Raw genomic sequence first — 24,785 nt, forward strand, 5'->3', positions numbered from 1 at the left:
CAGTCTATTGGTACTGGCTGCACACCCTCCACGAGCCGTCTTCCTTGACGAAGGAGACGTCCGCGGTGAGCTTGGTGTCCTCGGTTTTCATGTAGTGATAGGTCACCGTGGCGGTGGCGGTGTCCCCGGTGATCTTGACGTCCTTGACGTCGTCCACATACCGGTTTCCACGCGCCGCCTCGGATTTGTCCTGCGCGGCAATCACATTCTGTTCCGGGCTGACGATGGCTCGGCAGCTGCCGGCCACATAGTCGGCATAGGCACGTCGCTGCAGCGCGTCGTTCTGCGCGATGACGGACTGCCCTACCCTGCCCTCTTCGGTGAGACCGTCACCCGACCGGAAGAACGTCGATACCGCAATACCGATCACCACGATTCCAAAGATCACCGCCCCGGCGATGAACGGGCAGATACTCCCGCGATCCTCGGATTCCACCTGCTCCTCGGGTGTCACCGCAGATGCCTGGCGACCTGATGCGCGCGGCTCATCGCCAGCGCCGTGTTGGGCGCGGTGGCCAATGCCAACCCGACACGGCGGCGCCGGTGGATCTCCGAATGCCCGAACACCCGAACATCGCTCTCAGGTATCTGCAACGCCTCATCGAGCTGCCGCGGCGACGGACCCTGACCGTCGCCGTAGACCAGCTCGGCGGCCGCCGTCGACACCAAAATGGTGTCGATCGGGACCCCCAGCACCGCGCGCGCGTGCATATCGAACTCGGACAACCGCTGCGATCGCACCGTCACCAGCCCGGAGTCGTAGGGCCGCGCACTCACATCACAGAAGTACACCTCGTCACCGCGGACGAACAGCTCGACACCGTAAACACCGTGCCCACCAAGGGCATTGACCGCGCGGGCGGCAATCGACCGCGCCAGCTCGAGCGCCGCCTGACTCAGCGGCTGCGGCTGCCACATCTGCATCGCGTCGGTGCCACTCTGGCGGTGTGCGATGGGCTCGCAGAAGTACAGTCTGGTCGCACCGCCGACCCCGGCCGTGCGCACCGTCAGCAGCGTGATCTCGTAGTCGATCTCCACCACGGTTTCCACCAGCACTCGCTGGATGTCGCCGATGTTCGCCGCGACGGCCTGATCCCATGCCGGTTCCGCGTCGCTCTCCCGCAACACCACCGATTCGCCCTGGCCGTAGGCGGCCGACACCGGGCGCACCACTACCGGGAAACCCGCGGTTTCGAGAACCTTGTGCAGTTCCTCGACCGAGTTCGCGAACCAGTAGGCGGGTGTGGGCAAGCCGAGTTCCTCGGCCGCCATCCGCCGCATCGCCTCACGATCGCCGGCAAGGCGCACGGCCTTGGCAGTCGGAATGACCTGGGTGACCTTGCCGTCGGCGAGTTTCTCGAGCGCATCGACCGAGGCCGTCTCTACCAGCGGCACCACGAACCGGGGCCGTTCCTTCTCGACGAGCTCGAACAAGGTCTCCGACTCGCCGATCGATGCGAGCACCGAACGGTCCGCCGCATCCTGGGCGGGCCCGGGCGTGCCGGCGTCCACCACAACCACCTCAGCGCCCAGGCGCTGAAAGGAGATGACCAGCTCCCTGGCGAGCTCACCCGAGCCCAGCAGCATCACCGTCGTGCGGTTCGGCGCGGCAGGTTCCGGTGTGTCCCCGGCGGGCGCCGCCGTCTCGACGGCGGGCTTCACAGCCGTGGTGGCTTTGGGCACCTTGGCGCCGTTGGTGGCACGGATGGCGTCCTCGGTCACCGGCGCCGTCTCGGCGGGCCCGGGCTCCACGGTGTCAGTTGACGCCGTCGACCCTTGCTCGCTGGGGGGCGAACCCTCCTGCGTCACCACGATGTCTTTTACGCCTTCCGGTCGGTCTGTTGCCCTGTTGGACCGTGCCTAGCGTGCCAGATTGCCACACATCCTCAACCCAGAGTGCTGTGGATATAGCACCAGCGCCAATCCTCACCGGGCTCATGGGAACGCATCACCGGGTGTCCCGAGGCGTGAAAATGTGCGGTGGCGTGCTGGTGGGGACTGGAATCGCAGCAGCTCACCCGGCCGCATTCCAGGCACATCCGCAAATGGGCCCAGACCTGCTCACCCAGCGCGGCGCAGTCCTCGCAATGCCCGGGGGTCCTGGGTTCGGGGTCGGGCCCGGTGGCGGCCGCCAGCTCCGGACAGGGGCCCTGCCCCGGTGTCGACGCGGGCGCGGCAGATCCGCGCCGGACCAGCCGCTTCATACATGCCCTCTCAATGTGCCCGCTTAGGTGCCAGGACCACTCTCCGCACAGAATACGAAGGTGAACGTTTCACTGCTGGCAGTACTCACGGCCGCCCTCGTCCTGGCAGCGATTTCCCGGCGATTCGGGCTCCCCACCCCGTTGGTACTGGTTGTGGCGGGTTTGGCGGCCACCGCCATCCCGGGCCTGCCGTCCATCGAGATGGATCCGGACCTGGTGCTGTTCGTGATTCTGCCGCCGCTGCTGTACACCACGGCGCTGGAAAGCTCCTACGTGAACCTGCGCAAGAACGTGCGGGCGGTCAGCAGCCTGGCCGTGGTGCTTCCGCTGGTCACCACGGTCGCGGTGGGCTTCGTGGCGTTCTACGCCGTTCCCGAACTGCCGCTGGCCGGCGCGATGGTGCTCGGCGCCATCGTGGCACCGCCCGATGCGGTATCGGCCACCGCCATCGGCCGCCGCCTGGGACTGCCGCGCAACATCATGACGCTGCTGGGCGGCGAGAGTCTGCTCAACGACGCCACCGCACTCACCGCCTATCGGGTCGCGATCGCCGCGGCGATCGGGCTCGGCGCCACCGTGGCCGACGGGCTCAAGATCTTTGCGCTCGCGGCCGTCGGTGGAGTGCTCGTCGGGGTTGTCATCGGAAAACTGGTCAACATCATCCGCTGCAAGCTCGACGATCCGCTGTCCGAGAGCGCCATCGGCCTGGTGGTGCCGTTCTTCGCCTACCTGCTCGCCGAGGAGATACACGGCTCCGGCGTGATCGCGGTGGTGGTCGCAGGCCTGATGCTGGGACACCGCTCGGTCCATGCCGGATACGCCACCCGGCTACAGGACGATGCGGTGTGGAAGGCCGTGCAGCTGCTGCTCGAATCCTTCGCATTCCTGCTCATCGGGTTGCAACTGCCCAAGGTCGTGGAAGGACTACGAGGTCTGTCCTTCGCCACCATCGCGCTGTCTTCGATCGCGGTGCTGGCCACCGTCATCGTGGTCCGCATCGTGTTCGTCTTCGCATTCGCCTATATGCGCCCGCCCGGCCAACGCCCGTCGGCACGTGGAGTTTTCGTGGTGGCGTGGGCCGGGATGCGCGGTGTGGTGTCGCTGGCGATGGCCTTCGCCGTGCCACTGTCCACCGTCACCGGCGAACCACTGCCCGGGCATCCGCACATCGTGTTCCTCACCTTTGTGGTGGTGGTGGTGGGAACCCTTCTGCTGCACGGTCTTACGTTGCCGTGGGTGATCCGGGTGCTGGGCGTGCAGAGCGACGATGAACGCAAGGACGCCCTGGCCGAGGCCGCCGCCCAGGACAAGGCGGCCCGCGCGGCGGCCGATCGTCTTGAGGAGCTCCTGGATGACAACGACGGCATCGAGGACACCAATGTGCGCAGCCGGGCCGCGGAGATCCTGCGGCACTGGAACACCCGGCGCCGCAACGCGGCGTGGGAGCGCCTCGGACGTAGCGATGAGGACGCCGGCGAGAGCCCGATGGCCGCGTTCCGGAACCTGCGGCTGGAGATGCTCGAGAAGGAGCGTGAAGTGTTCATCGCCGAACGCGATGCGGGCAACATCGACGACGAGGTGCTGCGCACCGTGTTGCGTGGACTGGACCTCGAAGAGGCCACCATGAATCAGGCCGACAGGTAGCCCGTCACGGCTGGCCGGGCAGCAGCTGGACCATCAGCCCATTGGCATCGGCCAGCACCGTCCCCTGTGCGTCATAGAGCTCCGCCGAGACGAACGCCTTGCGGCGATCCACCTCGTCGATGCGGCTGCCGGCCGTCAGGGGCACACCCACCGGCACCACCTGACGGTAGTTGACGTGCAGGAAGGCCGTACGGCTGATGGTGCGGCCCGCCATGATCACCGTCATCCCGAAGAGATGATCGAACAGCAGCGGCAGGATGCCGCCGTGTACGGCGCCATTGCCGCCGAGGTAGAACCGCGGGAAGTCACCGTGCGCCTCGATACCGTCCGGTCCGGCCTTGTCGATGAACCACGGCGGCAGCAACAGGTGCCCGTTGGCGGGCTCGTCGGCGACCCGATTGGCAGGTCCGACACCCTCGGGCGCCTCATACGGGTCCATCAGCTCGACGAGCTTCTCGGTGAGATCGGCCGCCTCGTCCCAGCGCGGATCGTCCATATCAGCCGATACCGCGAGATCCTGAAGCCGCCGCGTAGCAGTCAGGAACCGGCCGAATCCGGGTCCCACCGAGGACGGCGAGTACTGGGGAAAACCCCCGCCACGGATTTCACGGATGGCCCGATTCATCTCTTCATGCAGTGCGGCGAGTCTGTCCCCGTCGGCAGTCATGGCTTCGAGAGTATGTCCCGCCGCACAATCGTCTGATCGCGGCCCGGCCCAACGCCGATGCACGACATCGGCGCACCGGCGAGCTCTTCGAGACGCAACACGTAGTCCTGCGCCTTGGCGGGCAGATCGCTGAACTCGCGGGCCGCGGAGATGTCCTCCCACCAACCCGGAAGCTCTTCGTAAACCGGTGTGGCGCGGTAGATCTCGCTCTGGGTCATCGGCATTTCGTTGGTGCGCCTGCCATCCACCTCATACCCGACACAGATCGGAACGGTCTGCAGGCTCGACAGCACGTCCAGCTTGGTCAGGAAGTAGTCGGTGATGCCGTTGACCCGGGTGGCGTACCGGGCGATGACGGCGTCGAACCATCCACAGCGCCGGGCGCGCCCGGTGGTGACGCCCACCTCACCGCCGGTCTTGGCCAGATAGGCGCCATGCTCGTCGAACAGCTCGGTGGGGAACGGACCCGAACCGACACGGGTGGTGTACGCCTTGAGAATCCCGAGCACGGTGGTGATCCGGGTGGGCCCGATACCGGACCCCACGGAGGCCCCGCCTGCCGTCGGATTAGAGGACGTCACAAAGGGATAGGTGCCGTGATCGACGTCGAGCAGCGTGCCCTGCGATCCCTCCAGCAGCACCGTCTCACCGCGTTCCAGCGCCTGGTTGAGCTCAAGACGCGCGTCGGCAATGCGATGCTTGAATCCCTCGGCCTGCTCCAGCACGCCGTCGACAACCTGATCCGGATCGAGCGCCTTGCGGTTGTAGATCTTGACCAGCACCTGGTTTTTGAATTCCAGTGCGGCATGGACCTTTTGACGCAGAGATTCCTCGTCCAGAACATCGGCGACCCGGATCCCGATGCGCGCCACCTTGTCCTGATAGCAGGGGCCGATACCACGGCCGGTGGTGCCAATCTTCTTGGATCCCAGGTACCTTTCGGTCACCTTGTCGATCGCGACGTGATACGGCATCAGCAGATGCGCGTCGGCGGACAAGATGAGACCCGAGGTGTCGATACCCCGCTGCTCCAGACCCGCGAGCTCGGTCAAGAGCACGCCCGGATCGACGACGACCCCGTTGCCGATGACGTTCGTCACCCCCGGGGTGAGGATCCCCGACGGGATGAGGTGCAAGGCGAAGTTCTCCCCGTTGGGTAAGACCACGGTGTGTCCGGCGTTGTTACCGCCCTGGTAGCGGACTACCCATTGAACCGAGCCACCGAGCAGGTCGGTTGCCTTGCCTTTCCCCTCGTCGCCCCACTGGGCGCCGATCAGGACTATTGCCGGCATGTGCGTTCTCTGCGCTTCCCTGTTGGCAGCCCCCACCGCGGGCCATCGCGGCGCAGCGCTGCGCGTGCAAAATGTTGTTCAGCCGGTGAGCCACTGTATCGCAGGCCACGGGCTTTGTACGTATTCGGACCGACGAAGGAGGTCGCTGGTGAGTACCCCGAGCGTCACCGAAACGGCGGCGGCGCGGGTTTTGCTGTTCGGCACCCGTCGACTGCCCCGGGTTCTGCGTGAGCTGCCCGTGGACCGGGTCGCGGGATCCGGCGCGGTGCGCACGCTCCTGGATGCGCTTCCGGACGGCACGACGCGGCTCATCGTGGTCGGCGCGGACGCCGATCTCGGGCAGGTGCTGACCCGGCTGATGCGGGCCGAAAGACTGGACGTGGAGTTGGGTTTCGTACCGGATCGCCGTTCACGCACCCGCCGGATCTATCGGATCGGGACAGGCGCGGCCCGTCGGGCCCGCACGGGCCGCGCACACCGGGTACCGCTCATCCGGGACGACACCGGCACCGCCCTCGCCGGGCGCGCCTCATGGCAGGGCACCGACGGCGAGGCGGTCACCGGCGAGGCCACCGTCGATGACACCCTGCTGTTCGAGGGCATCGCCGCCGTCGACATCGAGCCCATCGAGGCGCTGCCGGGCCTGCGGGCCGGCGTCCGGAGCCGAGCACGCCTCCTACCCCGCCGTTGGGTGACCGGACGGGCCGCTCAGTTGGGAACCGAAGGCGCCGTCGTGGTCCGCGACGGCGTCGCGGGCGCCCGTCCCGTCACCCGGTCCACGTTCTATCGGCACCAACAGGGCTGGTTGCTCGTCCGGTAGCTTCGCATCGGTGAAGACCTCCCAATCCGTTCGTCCCAGCCCGGTCTTTCTCGCCCTCGTCGCACTCACCGTCGCCGGGGCGATGCTCGCGTGGCTCGGCGGCAATTCCACCGAGCCGCTGGCCCGGGGCGGGGTGTTCGTCTTCGTGTTCACCGGTTGGGTGGTGTCCCTCTGCTTGCACGAGTTCGGACACGCCTACACGGCGTGGCGTTTCGGCGACACCCAGGCACGCGGATACCTGACGTTGAATCCGCTGCAGTACACCGATCCCGTGCTCTCGATGGTGCTGCCGCTGGTGTTCATCGCACTCGGCGGCATCGGGCTTCCCGGCGGCGCCGTGTACGTGCACACCGCCGGGATGACCAACCGGCAACGCACCCAGGTGAGCCTGGCCGGGCCGAGCGCCAATGCCGCACTCGCGGTACTGATTCTGGGGACGACAGCACTTTTCGCCGATCGCGACCATGTGGTGTTCTGGGCGGCGATGGCCTACCTCGGTTTCCTCCAGGTGACCGCGGTGGTGCTCAACCTGCTGCCCGTACCGGGTCTGGACGGCTACGGCGCACTCGAGCCGCACTTGAGCCCGAAAACGCAACGCACGCTTGCCAACGCCAAGACATTCGGATTCCTGATCCTGTTCGTGCTGTTGATGTCGCCGCCGATCAACAGGGCATTCTTCGACGCGGTCTACTGGATCGTCGCGTCACTGGGCGTCGACCCCGATCTCTCCCGTATCGGCGGCTGGCTGTTCCGCTTCTGGGGCAAACTGCTCTAGCCGGAACCGACCGCTACCAGTTGGCGTGTTCCTCGCAATGCTCCTGCGCCTCAGGGGGTTCCACCTGAATGGCGGCATGAGGAAGACCACGCTCGGCCAGTACGGACCGTGCCGCCGCCAGCACCTGCGCTGCGTCGGCCGTGCTGGTCAGGTGCGCGGTGGCCATGTCCTTTCCGGGCACCAGGGTCCACACATGCAGGTCGTGCACGCTGCTCACGCCATCCACCGCCAGTAACGCGGCACGCAACTCGTCGACGTCGATGCGCTTGGGCGAGGTCTCCGTCAGGATGCGCAGCGCGGCCCGCGCCAGCGAGAACGCGCGCGGCAGGATCCACAACGAAATCAGGACACCGACCACAATGTCGGCGTATCGCCAGCCGGTGGTCAGGGTGATGATCGCCGCCACGAGTACCCCGACGCTGCCGACGGCATCGGCCAGCACCTCCATGTAGGCGCCGCGCACCGCGAGACTGCTTTCCGCGTGCGAACGCAGCAGCCAGATGACCACGACATTGGCGGCCAGCCCGGCCAGCGCGACCACCATCATCGGCAGACCCGGCACTTCCGGGGGTGCGCCACCGGTGAGACGCTCCACCGCCTCATATATGACGAACGCCGCGATGCCGGTGAGCAGCGCCGCGTTGACGATCGCGGTGAGCACCTCTGCCCGGTGCCATCCATAAGTCCGTGCCGCCGAGGTACTGCCGCGACGCGCCAGCAGGATGGCGCTGAGCCCCATGATGAGCCCGACCAGATCGGTGAGCATGTGGCCCGCATCGGCCAGCAGGGCCAGCGAGTTGATCAGTAAGGCGACGACAAGCTCGAGCACGAAGAAGGAGCCGACGATGCCCAGCGAGACCCACATGCGTCCCACCCGGGCGTCGGCCGGATTGCCTACATGCCCGTGATCGTGACCGGCTCCCACTGTGACTCCTCTCGACCACTCGAACTTATATGCAAAAGTTCGCATAGGCCAATGGGTCATTCCGCCCGCCGCGCGTCGCCGACACGCCGCGGCGGCGGATTCGTATCGCACATTGCCGCCACGAGACGGCGTGTCGACGTCAGGAAGTAAGTAGCGCGGGGCGGGCGGCCGGATCGCAGTCGTCGAGCAGATCGCAGCACCGCGCGAATTCGTGGCTCTCGCCGATCAGCTGGGCGGCGCGCGCCAGGGCTGCCACCGCTCGCAGGAAGCCACGGTTGGGCTCATGCGAGTAGGGCACCGGCCCAAAGCCCTTCCATCCGTTCCGTCGCAACTGGTCCAGGCCCCGGTGATACCCAGTACGCGCGAATGCGTAGGCGGTGATGATGCTGCCGACCGAGCCGTCACCGTCCAGCGCGTTCTCCGCCAGTTCGGCCCAGGCGATCGATGCGGAGGGGTACGCCGCCGCGACCGCGGCAGGATCCCGGCCCTCGATCAGGGCCGACTCGGCCTCGGCGTCTCCGGGTAGCAGCACAGGCTCGGGACCCAGCAGATCATGCATTGGACTCATGCAGCCATTCTGACGCCAACCCGATCCCGCGATCGCGATAGGGTGGGCGCGGTCGATCGCGCCTGCGCGAAAGAGCGCTAAGCACGGATAAGGAACGAAACGCATGGCGAACCCCACCGGTGGAAATTCCGAGGCCAAGCCCGACTCACAGGGCGACGAGCCTGTGGACTCTGCCGAGCAGCCGGAAGGCGCCGCGCACACCCCGGAGATATCCGATACCGCCGATACCGGCCCGGTCCCCCCGCTCGACGATGCGCAGACCGTCGTGATGCCTCCGGCAAAACCGGACGTTCCGCGCTATACGGCACCGGGCTTCGACGCCAACAAGACCGAGATGATCGCGCCCGTCGGCGATGATCCGAAGACCGAGATGATCCAGCCACTGGCGACCCAGGCGCGCCCCAAGATCGCGACCCCGGAGACGATCGCACCACGCAAAGAAGAGAAGCGCAGCTGGGGCTGGGTGATCGCGCTGACACTCGTCGTCGCCGCGCTGGCCGCGGTAATCGTGCTCGCGGCCGTCATCATCTCGCGTACCAGCGCACCGAAGGCATCGCAAGAAGAGTTGGTACGCAACAGCATTCAGAACTACGACAACGCCATCCAGACCGGCAATCTGGCGGCGCTGCGCGCCATCACCTGCGGCGAGACCCGCGACGGCTACGTCCGCTACCCCGATGCCGAATGGTCCCAGACCTATCAGAAGGTGGCCGCCGCCAAGCAATACCCCGTGGTGGCCAGTATCGACGAGGTCGTGGTCAACGGCGAACACGCCGAAGCCAACGTCACCTCTTTCATGGCGTTTGCACCGCAGACCCGCTCATCGCGCAGCTTCGATCTGCAGTTCCGCGACAAGGAATGGAAGATCTGCCAGCCCGACTAACTCCCGGAGCCCGAGGACGAGCCGCCGCCACCGGACGAGGACGAACCACCGGAGGACGAGGACGAGCTCGAACCGCCGGACGAGGTGGAGCCGCTAGGCGAACCGGCGCCCGTCTCACCCGCGCTGTCCCCACCTTCGTCACCAGACTGCTTCTTCGTCCCGTGCGATGAGGTACCCGTGCGTGCAGATCCTGCCGGCGTGGACTTGTTGGCGCCGCCATCACCAGCGCGCGAGCCCGTAGCGTTGGTATGGGATCCGGTGTCGGATCCTGTCGTGGCGGAACCGTCGGCACCTGCATGACCGTCCTTACCGAATGCACCGCCCTTGCCGCCCGCCCCACCGGTTTTTGTGGTGCTCTTGGTTCCATCGCCGTTCGCATCGCCTCCGGCACCGCCACCACCGCCGCTGCCGATGACACCCGAACTTCCGCCGGTACCGCCCTTTCCACCCGTGGCAGGTCCGGTCTTCACGAGCCCGCTAGAGGTCTCAGCCTTGCCGCCGGCTCCTCCGCCACCGCCATTGCCGAGGACGGCGTGCGAACCCGCGCCATTGCCGCCGTCGCCGCCCACCGCGGTGCCGCCCAGGCTCGACGAAGCACCGCCCGCGCCACCGGAACCGCCGTCACCGGTAAGACCGCCCGAGGCTCCGCCGGTGCCACCGGTACCGCCCTTGGTCTCCCCATAGGTGGTCTTGGCCTCGCCACCGGCACCACCGGCGCCGCCACTGCCCGCGACCAGGCCTCCGCTGCCGCCGGCACCACCATTGCCACCGGTTCCCGGTTCGGATGTGCTGGTATCAAACGAATTCGAGGTGCCACCTTGGCCGCCCGCTCCACCATTTCCGAGCATGCCCGCACTGCCGCCGTCACCACCGGCACCGCCGGTCGACGTTCCGGTGAAGAAGTTACTGCCCTCTGCGCCCTTGCCACCGGCACCACCATCACCCGCCAGTGCACCGCCCTTGCCACCGTTACCGCCCGCTCCGCCGACACCGGTCTTGCCATCGGCCGTCGCGGATGCGTCGCCGCCCTTACCGCCCGCGCCGCCGGTGCCGATCAGACCCGCGTTACCGCCGTCGCCACCCTTCTGACCGGGCAGGCCGTCACCGCCGGCACCGCCGTTACCGAACAGCAGACCGCCGTTGCCGCCCTTTTGACCGGGTAATCCCTTGCCGCCGTTGCCGATCAGCAGACCGCCGTCCTGGCCGAGGCCACCGTCACCGATGATCAGACCGCCCGGGCCGAACAGCGGGCGCTGGGTGTACACACCGGCGGCGTTGGGTGAACCGTCACCGATGATCAACCCACCCGGTCCGAACAGCGGACGTCCGCCGAACAGATTCCATGCCGACCCCCCATTGCCGACATTGGTGGCTCCGCACTTGCCCGCCATCCCCGAAACACAATCGGCGTAGGCGCGTTCGGCGATCGCCTTTTCCTCAGCCGACTTCGCGGACGCGAGCCGGTCTTTCGCAGCGGCGGCGGCATAATCCGCGGCAGCCTTGTCCGCGGCCGCCTTGGCCGCCGCATAGCCGTCCGCCTTCTGTTGTGCCGCTGCGAGCGCATCAGCGGCCTTCTGCGCATCCGCCCGCGCCGCTGCCGCCTGATCGGCGGCGGCCTTGGCAGCCACCTCCGCTGCCGCACGATCTCCCGCAGCTGTCTGTGCGGCAGTCGTAGCCTGTGCGGCCAACGCCTCGGCGGCCTGTGCGGCACGCTCGGCCTCATCGGCCTTCTCCGCGGCGATCCGCGCGGCAGTCTGCGCTTCGGCGACCTCGGGCGCCGGTGCCCCCGTAGTCAATGCGGTGTCCAATGCGGTCTGCGTCACCGCGGCCTGTTTCGCGGTCTCCACGGCCTTGGCACGAGCAGCCGATGCGTCAGACACGGCCCCGCCCGCCGCGGCGCCCGCACTCGCCGCGGCCGCAGTCTTGTCAGCCACCTCGCGGTCGGCGGACGACTGCTGAGTATCACGTGCCTGCGCCAACTGCGCGGCGGCGCCGACCTGGATCTCGGTGGATTGAACCTCCTGGTCCGCCTGAGCCTTCGGATCGGTCTGAGCCGCAGCCGCAGCCTCCGCAAAGATCGGGCGGCAGTCCGCGGCAATGATATTGAGGCGCTGCTTGGCTTCCTCTGCTGACTTGTCCATCGCCGCCCGGTCGGCGGCAGCCTTCTCGGCCGCCAACTTCTGGAACGCCGCCTGCCCTTCGGCGGCCTGGACTGCTGCCGCGTCGGAAGCACTTGCCGCCTCGAGAGTCGCAGCGGCAGCGCGATCCGCGGCAGCCTTGGCGGAGTCGGCTGCCGCCGCCTGAGCCGAAGCGTCCTTGTCCTTCAACGCCTGATCCGCCGCGGCGCGGTCACGATCGGCCGCAGCCTGAGCTTCGGCGAACACCTTGGCGGCGTTGGCAGCACGCTCGGAAGACGCGGCGGCAGCCTCCGCGGAACGCAGTGCGTCAGCCGCGGCCTTATCGACGGCGGCCTTGTCCACCCCTGCCTGAGTCGCCGCGTCGATGACGGCCTTCTGATCACCGACTGCCTGCTCTGCAGCAGCCTTCGCGGCGGCGGCCGCATCGGTCGCCGCCTGTACCGCATCCGCGGTCTGGGTGGCCTTGGCTGCCGCAGTGTCCTTGGCCGCCTGTGCATCCTGGGCGGCCTTGGCCGCATCTGCCAGCGCCTTGTCGGCGGCAGCCTTGGCTGCCTGAGCATCGGCCGCGGCCTTGGCGTCCTGGGCGGCCTTGTCACCGGCATTCGTGGCGGCATCCGTCGCGGCCTTCGCCGCCGCGCTGGCATCTGCCAGGGCCTTATCCGCCGCGGCCTTGGCGGCAGCAGCCGCGTCGGCCGATGTGGTGGCACCGGAGAGCTTTTGATCTGCAGCTTCTTTCGCCGCAGCGGCGTCCTTGGCGGCCTGGTCCGCACCCGCCAGCGCGCCATCGGTAGCGGATTTCGCCGCGGCAGCGGCGTCGGCGGCAGCCTTGGCAGCGGCCGCGTTCTGGTCGGCGGCGTCCTTGATACCGGCAGCATCGGACGCTGCCTTCGTCGCATCGGCGGCCTTCTGATCGGCGGCGCTCTTGGCCGCAGCGGCGTCGGCGGCGGCCTTGGCCGCGTCCAACGATGCCTGATTCGCCGCGTCGGACGTCGACAGGGCATCCTTGGCCGCTTGATCGGCCGCGGCCAAGGCCTGATCGGCGGCCACCTTTGCGGCCTGCGCGGCAGCAGCGGCCTGCGCCGCCTGACCGGCCTGTACGCCCGCCGCATCCGCCGCGGAAACCGCACCTTGAACAGCACCGTCCGCAGCCGCCAAGGCTCCGTCCGCAGCCGCCTTCGCCGCAGCAGCCGCATCGGACGCCGACTTGGCCTCAGCCGCCCTCTGATCGGCAGCGGCCTTGGCCGCCAACGCATCCGATGCAACCTTGGCCGCATCGGTCGCCTTCTGATCGGCCGTCTCCTTCGCGGATGTCGCATCGACGGCAGCTTGGATGGCAAGAGCGGCCTTGTCGGCGGCATCCTGGGCTGCGGTGCTCGCGTCGGTCGCGCCCTTGTTTGCATCTGTCAGAGCCTGATCGGCACTGGCCTTCGCCGCAGCAGCCGCATCGGACGCCGACTTGGCCTGCGCCGCCGCCTGATCCGCAGCGGCCTTGGCCGCGCCCGCATCCGAGACAGCCTTACCCGCAGCCGTCAACGCCTTGTCCGCCGCGGACTTGGCCACGCCCGCCGCATCATCGGCAGCCTGCGCGGCCGCGAACTTGTCGGCGGCATCGCTCGCAGCGCCAGCGGCGTCGGCGGCAGCCTTCGAGGTATCGGCAAACACCTTGTCGGCGGCTACCTTTGCGGCAGCGGCAGCATCGGCGGCGGCAGCCGCGTCGGTGGCCTTCTGATCCGCGGCGGTGGTAGCGGCAGCGGCATCAGTGGCAGCCTTACCGGCATCGGCCAATGCCGTATCCGCAGCAGACTTGATGGCCGCAGCAGCGTCGGCGGCTGTCTTGGCAGCGGTTGCTTTGTCGGCGGCGTCATTGGCGCTCGTCGTCGCGTCGGTGGCGGTCTTACCGGCATCGGCCAATGCCGTATCCGCCGCGGACTTGACTGCTGCCGCCGCGTCGTCGGCAGCCTGTGCAGCAGTCGACTTGTCGGCAGCATCCCTGGCCTCGGCAGCGGCATCGAGAGCGGCCTTATCGGCATCGGCCAGTGCACCGTCCGCAGCCGCCTTCGCCGCAGCAGCGGCATCCGAGGCCGTCCGCGCGTCGGCCGCCTTCTGATCAGCAGCCACCTTGGCCGCAGCCGCATCCGCCGCGGCCCTGTCCGCATCTGCCAGCACCCCGTCGGCTGCCGCCTTGTCAGTGGTGGCGGCATCCGCCGCAGCCTTGGCGTCGGCCGCCTTCTGATCAGCAGCCACCTTGGCCGCAGCCGCATCCGCCGCAGCCTTATCGGCATCCGTCAGCGCAGTGTCCGCAGCGACCTTCACCGCCGCAGCCGCATCCGCGACCGTCTTGGCGGCGGCGGCCTTGTCGGCGGCATCGCTCGCGGTTGCCGCGGCGTCGCCGGCAGCCTTGGCGGCGTCGGTCAACGCCTTGTCCGCGTTGGCCTTCACCGTCGCCGCATCCGAGGCCGCCGTACCGGCTTCGGCGGCTTTCTGATCGGCGGCAGCCTTCGCGGCCGCCGCATCAGAGGCGACCCTATCCGCATCCGTCAGCGCGGTGTCCGCAGCAGCCTTCACCGCGGCAGCCGCATCGACAGCCGTCTTGGCATCCACAACCTGCTGGTCTGCCACGGTCTTGGCCGCAGCCGCATCAGAAGCGGCCTTACCCGCATCTGCCAACGCCTTATCCGCGGTAACCTTCACCGCCGCAGCCGCATCCACGGCCGTCTGCGCCGCCGCAGCATTCTGATCCGCAACCGTCTTCGCCGCCGCCGCATCACCGGCAGCCTTGTTCGCATCCGAAAGCGCAGTCTCGGCTGCCGTCTTGGCCGCGTCCTTGGCCGACTTATCGGCGTCGGCGGCGGCCTTGGCATCGGTGGCGTCGGTCAACGCCGTGGCGGCGGCCGCAGCCTTGGTCTGCGCATCACCCAGCGCCGCATCCGCCGTCGACTTGGCCGCAGCAGCGGCCTGTGCGGCGGCCTTGGCATCGGTCGCGTTTTGAGCGGCCACTGAGGCCGCGTCTGCTGCCGCCGTGGCCGCCGTGGCAGCATTCGCCGAAGCCTGATCGGCGGCGGCCTTGGCCGCATCGGCATTGGTGACGGCAGTTGCAGCGTCGGCAGCCGCTTGGTCCGCTGTGCTCTTGGCCGCCGCCGCGTCACCGGCGGCCTTGTTCGCATCCGAAAGCGCCTTATCCGCGGTAACCTTCACCGCCGCAGCCGCATCCACGGCCGTCTGCGCCGCCGCAGCATTCTGATCCGCAACCGTCTTCGCCGCCGCCGCATCACCGGCAGCCTTGTTCGCATCCGAAAGCGCCTTATCCGCGGTAACCTTCACCGCCGCAGCCGCATCCACGGCCGTCTGCGCCGCCGCAGCATTCTGATCCGCAACCGTCTTCGCCGCCGCCGCATCACCGGCAGCCTTGTTCGCATCCGAAAGCGCCTTATCCGTAACCACCTTGGCCGCAGTGGTATCGGTGACAACTTGCTGTGCATCCACGACCTTCTGATCGGCGAGGGTCTTCGCGGCGGCCGCGTCGCTGGCGGCCTTGTTCGCATCGGCCAACGCCTTATCCGTGGTGACCTTCACCGCCGCAGCCGCATCCGCAGCCGTCTGCGCCGCCGCAGCATTCTGATCCGCAACCGTCTTGGCTGCCGCCGCGGCGGCAGCGGCGTTCGTTGCATCGGTCAACGCCTGATCGGTCACTACCTTGGCCGCTGTGGTGGTGGTGACGGCCTGCTGCGCAGTGCTGACCTGTTGCGCGGCAGCCGTGACGTTGTTGTTGGCGGTGTTCGCGTTGGTCTGAGCGGTGTTGCGCGCCGCGATCGCCGCCGGCTCCTGACTGATGGCCGTCGCCGCCGCGGCATCGGCAACGGTCTTGGCGGCCGCGGCGTTATCGGCGGCGGTCTTGGCGGTGGCCTCGGTGGCCTGCGCCTGAGTCACTGCCGCATTACCTGCCGTGAGACGCTGCTGGGCTCCGGCCAATAGGGTGCCACCAGACCAGAAATTATTCCAACTGCCCCAAAAGTCATTCGTGTAGTAGGTGACGTCTGCCTGGGCCTGATCACGCTGCTGCTGTGCTGTGACCGTAGCGGCGTGGGCGTTTTGATAAGCGGTCTGCGTGCTCTGGGCCGTCGCGGCAGCGGCGGTCGCGTCGTCCTTGGCCTTCTGGATGGCGTCGACGACCTTCTGCGCATCGCTTAACGCCTTATCCGCGTTAACCTTTGCGGTATCCGCATTCTGTTTTGCGGTATTGGCCGCGGTCAGCGCCGCCTGAGCGTTGGAGACGGCCTGGTTGCTTGCGGTGGCATTGGTCTGCGCGGTCGTCAGCGCAGCATCCGCCGCGGTCTTCGCGGCGGCAGCATTGGCAGCAGCCTGATCGGCCGCGGCCTTCGCCGCATCCTTGGCCGCCTTATCCGCATTCGCAGCATCCGAGGCCGTCTTCGCCTTCGCAGCCGCCTGATCCGCAGCAGTCTTGGCCACATCGGTGTTCTGTTTGGCGGTGTTGGCCGCGGTGAGTGCGGCCTGAGCATCAGATACCGCCTGATTGCCTGCGGTGGCATTGGTCTGCGCGGTCGTCAGCGCAGCATCCGCCGCGGTCTTCGCGGCGGCAGCATTAGCAGCAGCCTGATCGGCCGCGGCCTTCGCCGCATCCTTGGCAGCCCTATCCGCATTCGCAGCATCCGAAACCGTCTTGGCCTGCGCCGCAGCCTGATCCGCAGCAGTCTTGGCGGCAGCAGCATTAGCAGCAGCCTGATCCGCCGCCACCTTCGCCGCATCCTTAGCAGCCCTATCCGCATTCGCAGCATCCGAAACCGTCTTGGCCTGCGCCGCAGCCTGATCCGCAGCAGTCTTGGCGGCAGCAGCATTAGCAGCAGCCTGATCCGCCGCCACCTTCGCAGCATCCTTAGCAGCCCTATCCGCATTCGCAGCATCCGAAACCGACTTCGCCTGCGCCGCAGCACCATCCGCAGCAGTCTTCGCCGCCAACGCATCGGCCGATGCCTGCGCCGCAGCGGCGTCCTTCTGATCGGCAAGGGTCTTGGCCGCGGCGGCATCTGAAGCCGCCAGGCCTGCATCGGTCAGCACACCGTCGGCAACAGCCTTGGCAGCGGCAGCATCACTCGCCGCCTTGCCCGCATCTATCGCCCGTTGGCCCGCCGCCACCGCGGCATCCGCGGCCGCTCGAGAAGTTGCATCTGCCTGTGCTGCGGCCTGATCCGCAGCAGTCTTGGCGGCATCCTTGGCCGCCTTGTCAGCGTCGGCGGCCGTCTTGGCCGAAGTGGCATCGGCCAACGCTTGATTACTTGCGGTGGCATTGGTCTGAGCGGTGGTCAGCGCAACATCAGCCGCGGTCTTGGCCGCGGCAGCATTAGCAGCAGCCTGATCGGCCGCCGCCTTCGCAGCATCCTTAGCAGCCTTATCCGCATTCGCAGCATCCGAAACCGACTTCGCCTGCGCCGCAGCACCATCCGCAGCCATCTTCGCCGCCAACGCATCCGCCGCCACCTGATCAGCCGACACCTTCGCAGCATCCTTAGCAGCCTTATCCGCATTCGCAGCATCCGAAACCGACTTCGCCTGCGCCGCAGCACCATCCGCAGCCATCTTCGCCGCCAACGCATCCGCCGCCACCTGATCAGCCGACACCTTCGCAGCATCCTTAGCAGCCTTATCCGCATTCGCAGCATCCGAAACCGACTTCGCCTGCGCCGCAGCACCATCCGCAGCCATCTTCGCCGCCAACGCATCCGCCGCCACCTGATCAGCGGCCACCTTCGCAGCGGTGGCCTCGGCCAAGGCGCTTTCGCTGGCGGCGACCCTGGTCTGTGCATCTGCCAGCGCCGCATCGGCGGCGGCCTTGGCCGCATCCTTGGCCGCCTTATCGGCAGTGGCCGCATCCAACGCAGCCTTAGCATCCTGATACGCCTTATCCCCCACCGCAGCATGACTCTGCGCATTAGCAAAAGCCTGCTCCGCAGCCGTCTTCGCCGCCGCCGCATCCGCAGCAGCCCTGGCCGCATCCGCAGCCTTCGACGCCGCAGCATCCTTGGCAGCAGCCGCATCCGACGCCGCCTTTGAGGCATCGGTCAACGCCGCTTCCGCGGCATCTTTCGCCGCATCCTTGGCGGCCTTATCGGCATCGGCGGCGGCCTGTGCGGCGTCCTTCGCAGCCTTATCGGCGGCGGCCGCATCAGCGGCCGACTTCGCTTGTGTGGCCACCTGATCGGCAGCGGTCTTGGCCGCCAACGCATCCGCAGCGGCCTTATCTGCGGTGGCCTTGGCGGCAGCAGCATCAGCCGAAGCCGAGGCGGCGGTAGCGGCCTTGGTCTGCGCATCGGTGAACGCGCCATCTGCCGCGGTCTTGGCCGCCAACGCATCCGCAGCGACCCTGGCCGCATCGGCGGCCTTCGACGCGGCAGCATCCTTGGCAGCCGCGGCATCGGCGGCGGCCCTCGAAGCATCCGCCAAGGCTGCATCGGCGGCAGTCTTCGCCGCATCCTTGGCGGCCTTATCGGCATCGGCCGCGGCCTTCGCCGCGCCGGCGTCGGCCAACGCCTTCTCACTGGCCGCAACCTTGCCCTGCGCGTCGGTCACCACCGCATCGGCAGCTGTCTTGGCGGCCAACGCATCCGTGGAGGCCTTGGCGGCGTCGGCGGCCTTCGACGCGGCTGCGTCTTTCGCGGCTGCGGCATCGGCGGCAGCGCGAGCGGCATCCGCCAACGCGGCGTCGGCGGCAGTCTTCTGTGCGGCTGCGTCAATGGCCGCCTGCTGCGCCGCGGCGGCCTTTCCGGCCGCCGCGGTTGCCGTGGCGGCCGCTGCTTGGGCGACCCTGTCGGCCTCGGCACGTGCCGCATCGGCGGCGGCCTTGGCCGCATCCTTGGCCGCCTTATCGGCAGTGGCCGCATCCAACGCAGCCTTAGCATCCTGATACGCCTTATCCCCCACCGCAGCATGACTCTGCGCATTAGCAAAAGCCTGCTCCGCAGCCGTCTTCGCCGCCGCCGCATCCGCAGCAGCCCTGGCCGCATCCGCAGCCTTCGACGCCGCAGCATCCTTGGCAGCAGCCGCATCCGACGCGATCTTGTCGGCGTTGGCGCGCTCGGTGTCGGCAGTGGTCTTGGCCGCCAACGCATCCGCGGCCGCCCTGTCCGCCGCCGTTTGGGCGGCGGTAGCGTCGGATAACGCTTTGTCGTTGGCCGCGGCCTTGCTCTGCGCCTCGGCCAGTGCAGCATCGGCAGCGGCCCTGGCCGCGTCCGCCGCCTGCTGTGCAGCGCTGGCGGCGTCGAGTGCCGCCTTGGCGTCTTGATACGCCTTATCCCCCACCGCAGCGTGACTCTGCGCATCGGCAAATGCCTGCTCCGCGGCTGCCTTCGCCGCGTCGGCAGCCTGCTGCTGAGCGGCGGCGGCATCGGCAGCGGCCTTCGCATCCTGGTAGGCCTTCTCGTTGGCCGCCGCAGCCGCTTGCGCGCTGCTCTGCTTGGCGGCCGCGGCCTCGAGAACCGCCTGTGCGTCCAGCGCCGCCCGCGCCGCGTCGTCCGCGTCGTGGCGTGCCTGTTCGGCCGCCGCAGCGGCCGCCGCAGCCTGCGCCTGCTTCTCCGCGACCGCCGGATTGGCAGCGGCCTCGGCTGCTGCCTTGTCTGCTTCGGCCTTGCGCAGTGCCGCGCGAGCGGCCGCATCGGCGGCGGCCTTGGCCATCAGGTCGGCCACTGCGGCGGCACCGGCCGCGGTGTCCGCATAACCCTGCGCTTCGGAGGTCGGGGTCGAGTTTGGCGTCACAGCCACCTCGGGCAGGGATCCCGAGTACGCCGTCAGGCTGGTGTCGCCGCTGAAGAGTAATCGCTGCTTCTCGATGAGCGACTTGGAGACCGAACTACTGCCACCCGCCAGAAGGACCGCTGTCGCAAATATTGCGAGGACAGTTTTGGATCGCGACGCCTGCATGACTGCCTCACTTGCCTGACCATCCGACACACGCCGATGTGAGCCGGTAACGGCGAGATTAGACGTCGCGGCGCAAAAATGCGCCGAGAATCAGAAAAGTAACCTGAGAAAATCTTAAACATGCATTTAAGAACGTATAAATGCCCGATTTAGTGAAACTTAAAGGAGTTTGCTATTTACCTGACTCCAGAGTCAGGTAATGGACAATTGACAACCGTGTCTACTAAGGATGTAGTGCCGTAGCCACGCAACACCCCATTGGGATTCGAGGTCCCAGAAATCTTCTGAGAACGAGCGTGCATAGCGAAATATGAACGGCGCGAACAGCATGATCACTGCACACGTGTCAGATAAGTACTACTTGCAGAGTTCGACGATGTGCTTGCTCAGCTCGTCGGCCTTGCTCAGCCGCTGCGCCTGCTTCGGGTCGGTGTTCGGTGTCTCAGCAATGGCAGCCGCACCCACGTCCATGAGCGCGTTGCCGAAGTCGCGAATGCTCGCCGCAAGATCGGGCGGCGTCGCGGGGTCCAGCCGTGCCAGCAGATACTGCCCACCGTTGAAAAGTGCGATCCGCGCGTTGGCAGCGGTGGCCAACGTCCCCACCGGACCGGCGTTCCCGGGAAGAGCCCGATTGGTATTCAACATGACGGCGTTACGCACCAGACCCGCGTTGGCGCACGCCTGCACCTTCGCATCGGCACGCTGCGCCACGGTGTAATCGGCTTGAGCCGGTGCCCGCCCTCGAGACAGAACCAGCACCAACGCCGTCGCCGCCAGCACGAGTGCGAGCAGGGCCGCCACGCCCGCCGCCCGCTCCAGGACCACCAGAACTTTCCGCCAGAGATCCGCCACGACTCCCTCTTCTCCCGCGGACGTGATCACCCGCGGCCAGAAGTCTCCCACCAGTTGTCGGCCGCCGGCAGGAGAACGGGAACGACCGGAGGCGACTAAGCCAGTCCGGCCGAAACCGACCGGCCCGCCGACTTCAGGTCGTTGCAGGCCTCGATGACACGCTCAGTCATGCTGGCCTCGGCCTTCTTCAGGTAGCTGCGCGGGTCGTAGGTCTTCTTGTCGCCCACCTCGCCGTCGATCTTGAGCACACCGTCGTAGTTGGCGAACATGTGCCCGGCGATCGGCCGAGTGAATGCGTACTGGGTGTCGGTGTCGACATTCATCTTCACGACGCCGTAGCGCAGCGAGTCCTCGATCTCGGACTTCAGCGAGCCCGACCCGCCGTGGAACACGAAGTCGAACGGCTTAGAGCCCTCTGCCAGGCCAAGTTTGGCCGAGGCAACGCGCTGCCCCTCGGCCAGCACCTCCGGCTTGAGCTTCACGTTTCCGGGCTTGTACACACCGTGCACGTTGCCGAAGGTCGCGGCCAGGAGGTACCGGCCGTTCTCGCCGACACCGAGCGCGTCGACGGTCTTCTCGAAGTCCTCGGACGAGGTGTAGAGCTTCTCGTTGATCTCGGCCTCGACGCCGTCCTCTTCACCGCCGACCACACCGATCTCTACCTCGAGGATGATGTGCGCCTTCGCGGTCGCCGCCAGCAGTTCCTGCGCGATCTCGAGGTTCTCGCCGATCGGCACGGCCGAACCGTCCCACATATGGGACTGGAACAGCGGGTTCTGTCCGGCGGCCACGCGCTCCTGGGAGATGGCGATGAGCGGACGTACAAAGCTGTCCAACTTGTCCTTGGGGCAGTGGTCGGTGTGCAGGGCCACGGTGATGCCGTACTTGGCAGCGACCACGTGCGCGAACTCGGCGAGCGCGACCGCACCGGTCACCATGTCCTTGATGCCCAGACCTGAACCGAATTCCGCACCACCGGTGGAGAACTGGATGATGCCGTCACTGCCGGCATCGGCGAAACCTTTGATCGCGGCGTTGATCGTTTCCGATGAGGTGCAGTTGATGGCCGGGAAGGCAAAGGAATGCTCCTTGGCCCGGTCCAGCATTTCGGCGTAGACCTCGGGCGTGGCGATGGGCACTTCGACGACCTCCATGTCAGCTCTGCGGATTCGCCCCTCACCATAAGGCAGCCAGGTTGACGACAGATATCGACGGTACTGTTGGCGCCGTGAACTTGCTGGCAGCACCCGGATCCGTCACCACCCTGGCACTCATGCCGGATTTCCTGGATCCGGTCAAATTACTCGGCCACTTCGGAACCTTGGCGCTACTCGGGTTGCTGGTGGTGATCTTCGTGGAGTCGGGCGTGCTGTTCCCGGTGCTACCCGGTGATTCGTTGTTGTTCGTGGCCGGGATGCTGGCAGCCGGTACCGCGGCTGCCGCCGCCGACGGAGCCCCGCAGGCGAATTTCCAGTTGTGGCAGCTGCTGGTCTTCATTCCCCTCGCGGCGATCCTGGGCGGTCAGGTTGGCTACTGGATTGGCCGCGGGATCGGCACGTCGATGTTCAAGCCCGATGCCCGCTTCCTGAAGCAGAAGTACCTCGAGGAGGCGCACGCCTTCTTCGAGAAGCGCGGTCCGTTCGCCATCGTGATCGCCCGGTTCGTCCCGATCGTGCGGACCCTGGCGCCGATCACGGCAGGCGCGGCCAAGATGAGCTACCCGATCTTCGCGCTGTACAACATCCTCGGCGCGGTCGTCTGGGGCGTCGGTCTCACACTGCTGGGCTACTGGTTGGGCCAGTTCGAGATCATTCAGAAGCTGCTCGAACCCATCTTCATCCTGATCGTGCTGGTCTCAGTGGCCCCGATGTTCTTCGAATGGATGCGCCGCCGCAGGGCCGCAAAGCAGCCGGAGGCCGCACCCGAGGCGTAGTACGCAGTCGAAATCACTCGGCGGCAAGATCCACGGCTATCCACCACATACGGGTAAATATGGCCAGGTGCGCACCACAGCAAACTACGCTAATGTCGCGCTGTGGGGAAGATAAGCAGTTGTCTGACAGCGTTGACGGCGATCGGGCTAATGGGCTGGAGCTTTACGGCGCCCGCAGGCGCCGAGCCCGCACCGGCAGATGTCGCGGGTGCGTCGGAGGCCGTACAGACGTACATAAGCGCAACGAACAACGTCGACGTGGGCCTGATGCGTGCCACGGTGTGCGGTCGCCTCGCCGCCGCCACCTCCGTCGGCACCGACGAACAGGTCCGTCAGGTCATGCAGTCTCAACGCGACCGCATCGGGTTGGCACACATAGAGATCTTGCATCCGGTCGAGCTGGGATCACCGCCCGGCCAGGTCGATCTGCTGGCCCAGTTGACTTCCGAGCACCACCCGCAGGATCCGAGCGGCAACGGGGTCAACCTCGTGTATCACACCGAGAAGGTCAATGGCTCGTGGAAGGTATGCCACGCCCGCAATGAGGGACACCTCGACGAACCCTGATAACGCCCGGTCCACATCGACCCGTCGACGACCCGGAAGGTTCTGAACTAGGCACGCTCCACCGGCGTCGTCTCGAATTCGGTGGCCCTGTCCCGGAAAGCGTCCGGGAACGGGGCGGAGGTGCCGTCGACGGCGTGCACGTACACCGTTTCGCCGGTGATGAGATGTTCTCCGCCGCGATGTATTTCGAAGTGACAGGTCATGCTCGCCCTCCCCATCCGGGCGATGCGCACCCCGATGTCGACGACGTCATCGAAGCGGGCGGGTGCGTGGTAGTCGATGACCGACCTCACCACGTACATGTGCTCAAAGACCCCGTCACCGCCGGCGTTCCGCGCGCCGGTCAGCGCAGCCCAGTATTCGGTGAGCGCCGCGTCGAAAAACGCCAGATAGTGGGCGTTGAAGACGACGCCCTGCATATCGACCTCGGCCCACCGCACGCGCAACGGATGGAAGAAGCTGAAATCCTCTCGCGCCATGTCAGGCCACCACGTGCGCGGCCTCGAGCAGCATCCACCCGGACAACTGCACCGACAGATCACGCTCGGGAACCTTCGACGGATTGACCGCACCCGCGATGAACCGCGACGCCTGGGACTGCACGGTCGGCAGCGCGGCCGTGCGAGTCCAATCCGCACCGAACAGCGGAAGGTCTTCCACCGTCAGCCGATTGGCCCAGGCGGCCTCGGCCGAGGTCAGCAGGATGTCACGGGCGACGGCTCGGGCATCGGCGTCCTGCGGGGAGTTCTGCGGCAGCGTGGTGACCACCAACGCCAGATAACGAGCCAGAATGCCGTTGAAGAGCCCGCCGTCTCCGCCACCGCTGCCACGAATCACGCCTTCGGCTGTCATGTGATCCTTGACCGCGTGCACAAGCCGATGCACACGCTCGGCATGCCGGGATTCCCCGGTCCGCACGGCAAGCTCGGTCTCCAGCCCCAGCACCACACCCTGGCAATAGGTGTACGTGGCCCGTTCCAGGGTGCCGTCCTCTTGGATGCCGTCGATCACCAGATGCGATTCGGGGTCGACGAGGGTGTTGTCGATCCAGTCCGACATCACCTCGGCCCGCCACACTCTTCCCGTGCGCGCCAACACTATTGCCGCCGGGCCGTTGGCCGGGGTGTTGAAGAACTTGTCCTGCTTGCGCCAGGGTATGCCGCCGCCGTACTCCGGCATCCAGGCATCGAGGAACTGCTGACGCAGCCGGTTGAGCGCACGTGGACGCTCCAGGCCCAACAGCTCCGAGGCCCGCTGCATCGCCAGCGCCAACCAGGCCATGTCGTCGTAGTACTGGTTGGTCCACATGAAGACGTTGCGGAAGCGGTGTGCGCGTTGCATATCCGCTATGTACTTGAGCCGGTCCGGGCGCGGGTCGCGCAGCTGCGCATCGATCAGACAGTCCTGCAGATGCGCCTGCCACCAGTAGTGCCAGTTCTTGAACCAGGTAGCGCCCGGCGCGGGCGGCCACGTCACGATGCCCAGCCGCATGCGTGGCAGGTGCCACAGCGGCGAGAAGTGTCTGGCGGTGATTGCGGCTTCGGCGCTACTGGCGCGGTTGGCCCACAGCACATCCATGCACTTGATA

At 67.1% G+C, this 24,785-nt stretch carries 18 protein-coding genes; 6 read left to right on the forward strand and 12 right to left on the reverse strand.

Features of this window, described 5'->3' with window-relative positions; all coding sequences use genetic code 11:
* Positions 1 to 4 precede the first annotated feature (4 nt).
* The 3 genes from MSTE_RS21805 to MSTE_RS21815 all read right to left on the reverse strand — a co-directional run bounded on the left by MSTE_RS21805 (position 5) and on the right by MSTE_RS21815 (position 2,204).
* On the reverse strand, positions 5 to 454 hold the full coding sequence (locus MSTE_RS21805) for an Rv0361 family membrane protein (RefSeq protein WP_096504347.1): 450 nt from the start codon (positions 452 to 454) through the stop codon (positions 5 to 7).
* Complete coding sequence (gene purT, locus MSTE_RS21810; protein WP_096504349.1) at positions 451 to 1,815, reverse strand: formate-dependent phosphoribosylglycinamide formyltransferase; 1,365 nt, start codon at positions 1,813 to 1,815, stop codon at positions 451 to 453. The genes MSTE_RS21805 and purT overlap by 4 nt, the downstream gene beginning before the upstream one ends.
* A gap of 71 nt (positions 1,816 to 1,886) precedes the next feature.
* Positions 1,887 to 2,204 carry a UBP-type zinc finger domain-containing protein gene (locus MSTE_RS21815; protein ID WP_096504351.1) on the reverse strand — a complete coding sequence of 106 codons (318 nt, stop codon included), beginning with the start codon at positions 2,202 to 2,204 and terminating at the stop codon, positions 1,887 to 1,889.
* 60 nt (positions 2,205 to 2,264) lie between these two features.
* On the opposite strand from MSTE_RS21815, the gene MSTE_RS21820 reads away from it, so the two are divergent.
* Positions 2,265 to 3,848: a Na+/H+ antiporter gene (locus MSTE_RS21820; RefSeq protein ID WP_096504353.1), complete on the forward strand. Its 1,584-nt coding sequence runs from the start codon at positions 2,265 to 2,267 to the stop codon at positions 3,846 to 3,848.
* A gap of 4 nt (positions 3,849 to 3,852) precedes the next feature.
* Here MSTE_RS21820 and MSTE_RS21825 read toward each other — a convergent pair whose 3' ends face one another.
* The gene (locus tag MSTE_RS21825) at positions 3,853 to 4,515 is read right to left on the reverse strand and encodes a PaaI family thioesterase (protein WP_162291496.1); all 663 of its coding nucleotides are present in this window, start codon (positions 4,513 to 4,515) and stop codon (positions 3,853 to 3,855) included.
* Positions 4,512 to 5,807 carry an adenylosuccinate synthase gene (locus tag MSTE_RS21830; RefSeq protein ID WP_096504357.1) on the reverse strand — a complete coding sequence of 432 codons (1,296 nt, stop codon included), beginning with the start codon at positions 5,805 to 5,807 and terminating at the stop codon, positions 4,512 to 4,514. Before MSTE_RS21830 ends, MSTE_RS21825 begins: the two co-directional genes overlap by 4 nt.
* A gap of 148 nt (positions 5,808 to 5,955) precedes the next feature.
* Here MSTE_RS21830 and MSTE_RS21835 point away from each other — a divergent pair, with 148 nt between their 5' ends.
* Positions 5,956 to 6,627, forward strand: coding sequence for a peptidase M50 (locus tag MSTE_RS21835; protein ID WP_096504359.1), 672 nt, complete (start codon positions 5,956 to 5,958; stop codon positions 6,625 to 6,627).
* 10 nt (positions 6,628 to 6,637) lie between these two features.
* Positions 6,638 to 7,402 carry a site-2 protease family protein gene (locus tag MSTE_RS21840; RefSeq protein ID WP_096504361.1) on the forward strand — a complete coding sequence of 255 codons (765 nt, stop codon included), beginning with the start codon at positions 6,638 to 6,640 and terminating at the stop codon, positions 7,400 to 7,402.
* A 13-nt stretch (positions 7,403 to 7,415) separates the two neighbouring features.
* On the opposite strand, the gene MSTE_RS21845 is transcribed toward MSTE_RS21840, so the two are convergent.
* On the reverse strand, positions 7,416 to 8,327 hold the full coding sequence (locus MSTE_RS21845) for a cation diffusion facilitator family transporter (protein ID WP_096504363.1): 912 nt from the start codon (positions 8,325 to 8,327) through the stop codon (positions 7,416 to 7,418).
* A 139-nt stretch (positions 8,328 to 8,466) separates the two neighbouring features.
* Positions 8,467 to 8,895: a DUF3151 domain-containing protein gene (locus tag MSTE_RS21850; RefSeq protein ID WP_030096232.1), complete on the reverse strand. Its 429-nt coding sequence runs from the start codon at positions 8,893 to 8,895 to the stop codon at positions 8,467 to 8,469.
* Positions 8,896 to 8,998: 103 nt separating this feature from the next.
* Here MSTE_RS21850 and MSTE_RS21855 point away from each other — a divergent pair, with 103 nt between their 5' ends.
* Positions 8,999 to 9,778, forward strand: coding sequence for an Rv0361 family membrane protein (locus tag MSTE_RS21855; protein WP_096504368.1), 780 nt, complete (start codon positions 8,999 to 9,001; stop codon positions 9,776 to 9,778).
* Here MSTE_RS21855 and MSTE_RS25030 read toward each other — a convergent pair.
* From MSTE_RS25030 to fbaA, 3 genes are all read right to left on the reverse strand, one after another.
* A complete protein-coding gene (locus MSTE_RS25030; protein ID WP_157997731.1) occupies positions 9,775 to 19,845 on the reverse strand; it encodes a hypothetical protein in 10,071 nt (3,356 codons plus the stop codon). The genes MSTE_RS21855 and MSTE_RS25030 overlap by 4 nt on opposite strands.
* Positions 19,846 to 20,202: 357 nt before the next feature.
* Positions 20,203 to 20,697, reverse strand: coding sequence for a hypothetical protein (locus MSTE_RS21875; protein ID WP_231896936.1), 495 nt, complete (start codon positions 20,695 to 20,697; stop codon positions 20,203 to 20,205).
* Between the two features lie 95 nt (positions 20,698 to 20,792).
* A complete protein-coding gene (gene fbaA / locus MSTE_RS21880) occupies positions 20,793 to 21,851 on the reverse strand; it encodes a class II fructose-bisphosphate aldolase (protein ID WP_096504370.1) in 1,059 nt (352 codons plus the stop codon).
* Positions 21,852 to 21,970: 119 nt separating this feature from the next.
* Between fbaA and MSTE_RS21885 the strand changes: the two genes are divergently transcribed.
* Positions 21,971 to 22,630: a DedA family protein gene (locus tag MSTE_RS21885; protein WP_096506251.1), complete on the forward strand. Its 660-nt coding sequence runs from the start codon at positions 21,971 to 21,973 to the stop codon at positions 22,628 to 22,630.
* 102 nt (positions 22,631 to 22,732) lie between these two features.
* Positions 22,733 to 23,197, forward strand: a complete 465-nt coding sequence (locus tag MSTE_RS21890) for a hypothetical protein (RefSeq protein ID WP_157997732.1) — start codon at positions 22,733 to 22,735, stop codon at positions 23,195 to 23,197.
* Between the two features lie 47 nt (positions 23,198 to 23,244).
* Here MSTE_RS21890 and MSTE_RS21895 read toward each other — a convergent pair whose 3' ends face one another.
* Together MSTE_RS21895 and MSTE_RS21900 are read right to left on the reverse strand one after the other, a co-directional pair.
* A complete protein-coding gene (locus tag MSTE_RS21895) occupies positions 23,245 to 23,676 on the reverse strand; it encodes an acyl-CoA thioesterase (RefSeq protein WP_096504374.1) in 432 nt (143 codons plus the stop codon).
* 1 nt (position 23,677) lies between these two features.
* A complete protein-coding gene (locus tag MSTE_RS21900) occupies positions 23,678 to 24,775 on the reverse strand; it encodes a glycoside hydrolase family 76 protein (RefSeq protein ID WP_096504376.1) in 1,098 nt (365 codons plus the stop codon).
* Positions 24,776 to 24,785 lie beyond the last annotated feature (10 nt).

Origin of the sequence: [Mycobacterium] stephanolepidis (assembly GCF_002356335.1) — a bacterium.
Lineage (GTDB): Bacteria > Actinomycetota > Actinomycetes > Mycobacteriales > Mycobacteriaceae > Mycobacterium > Mycobacterium stephanolepidis.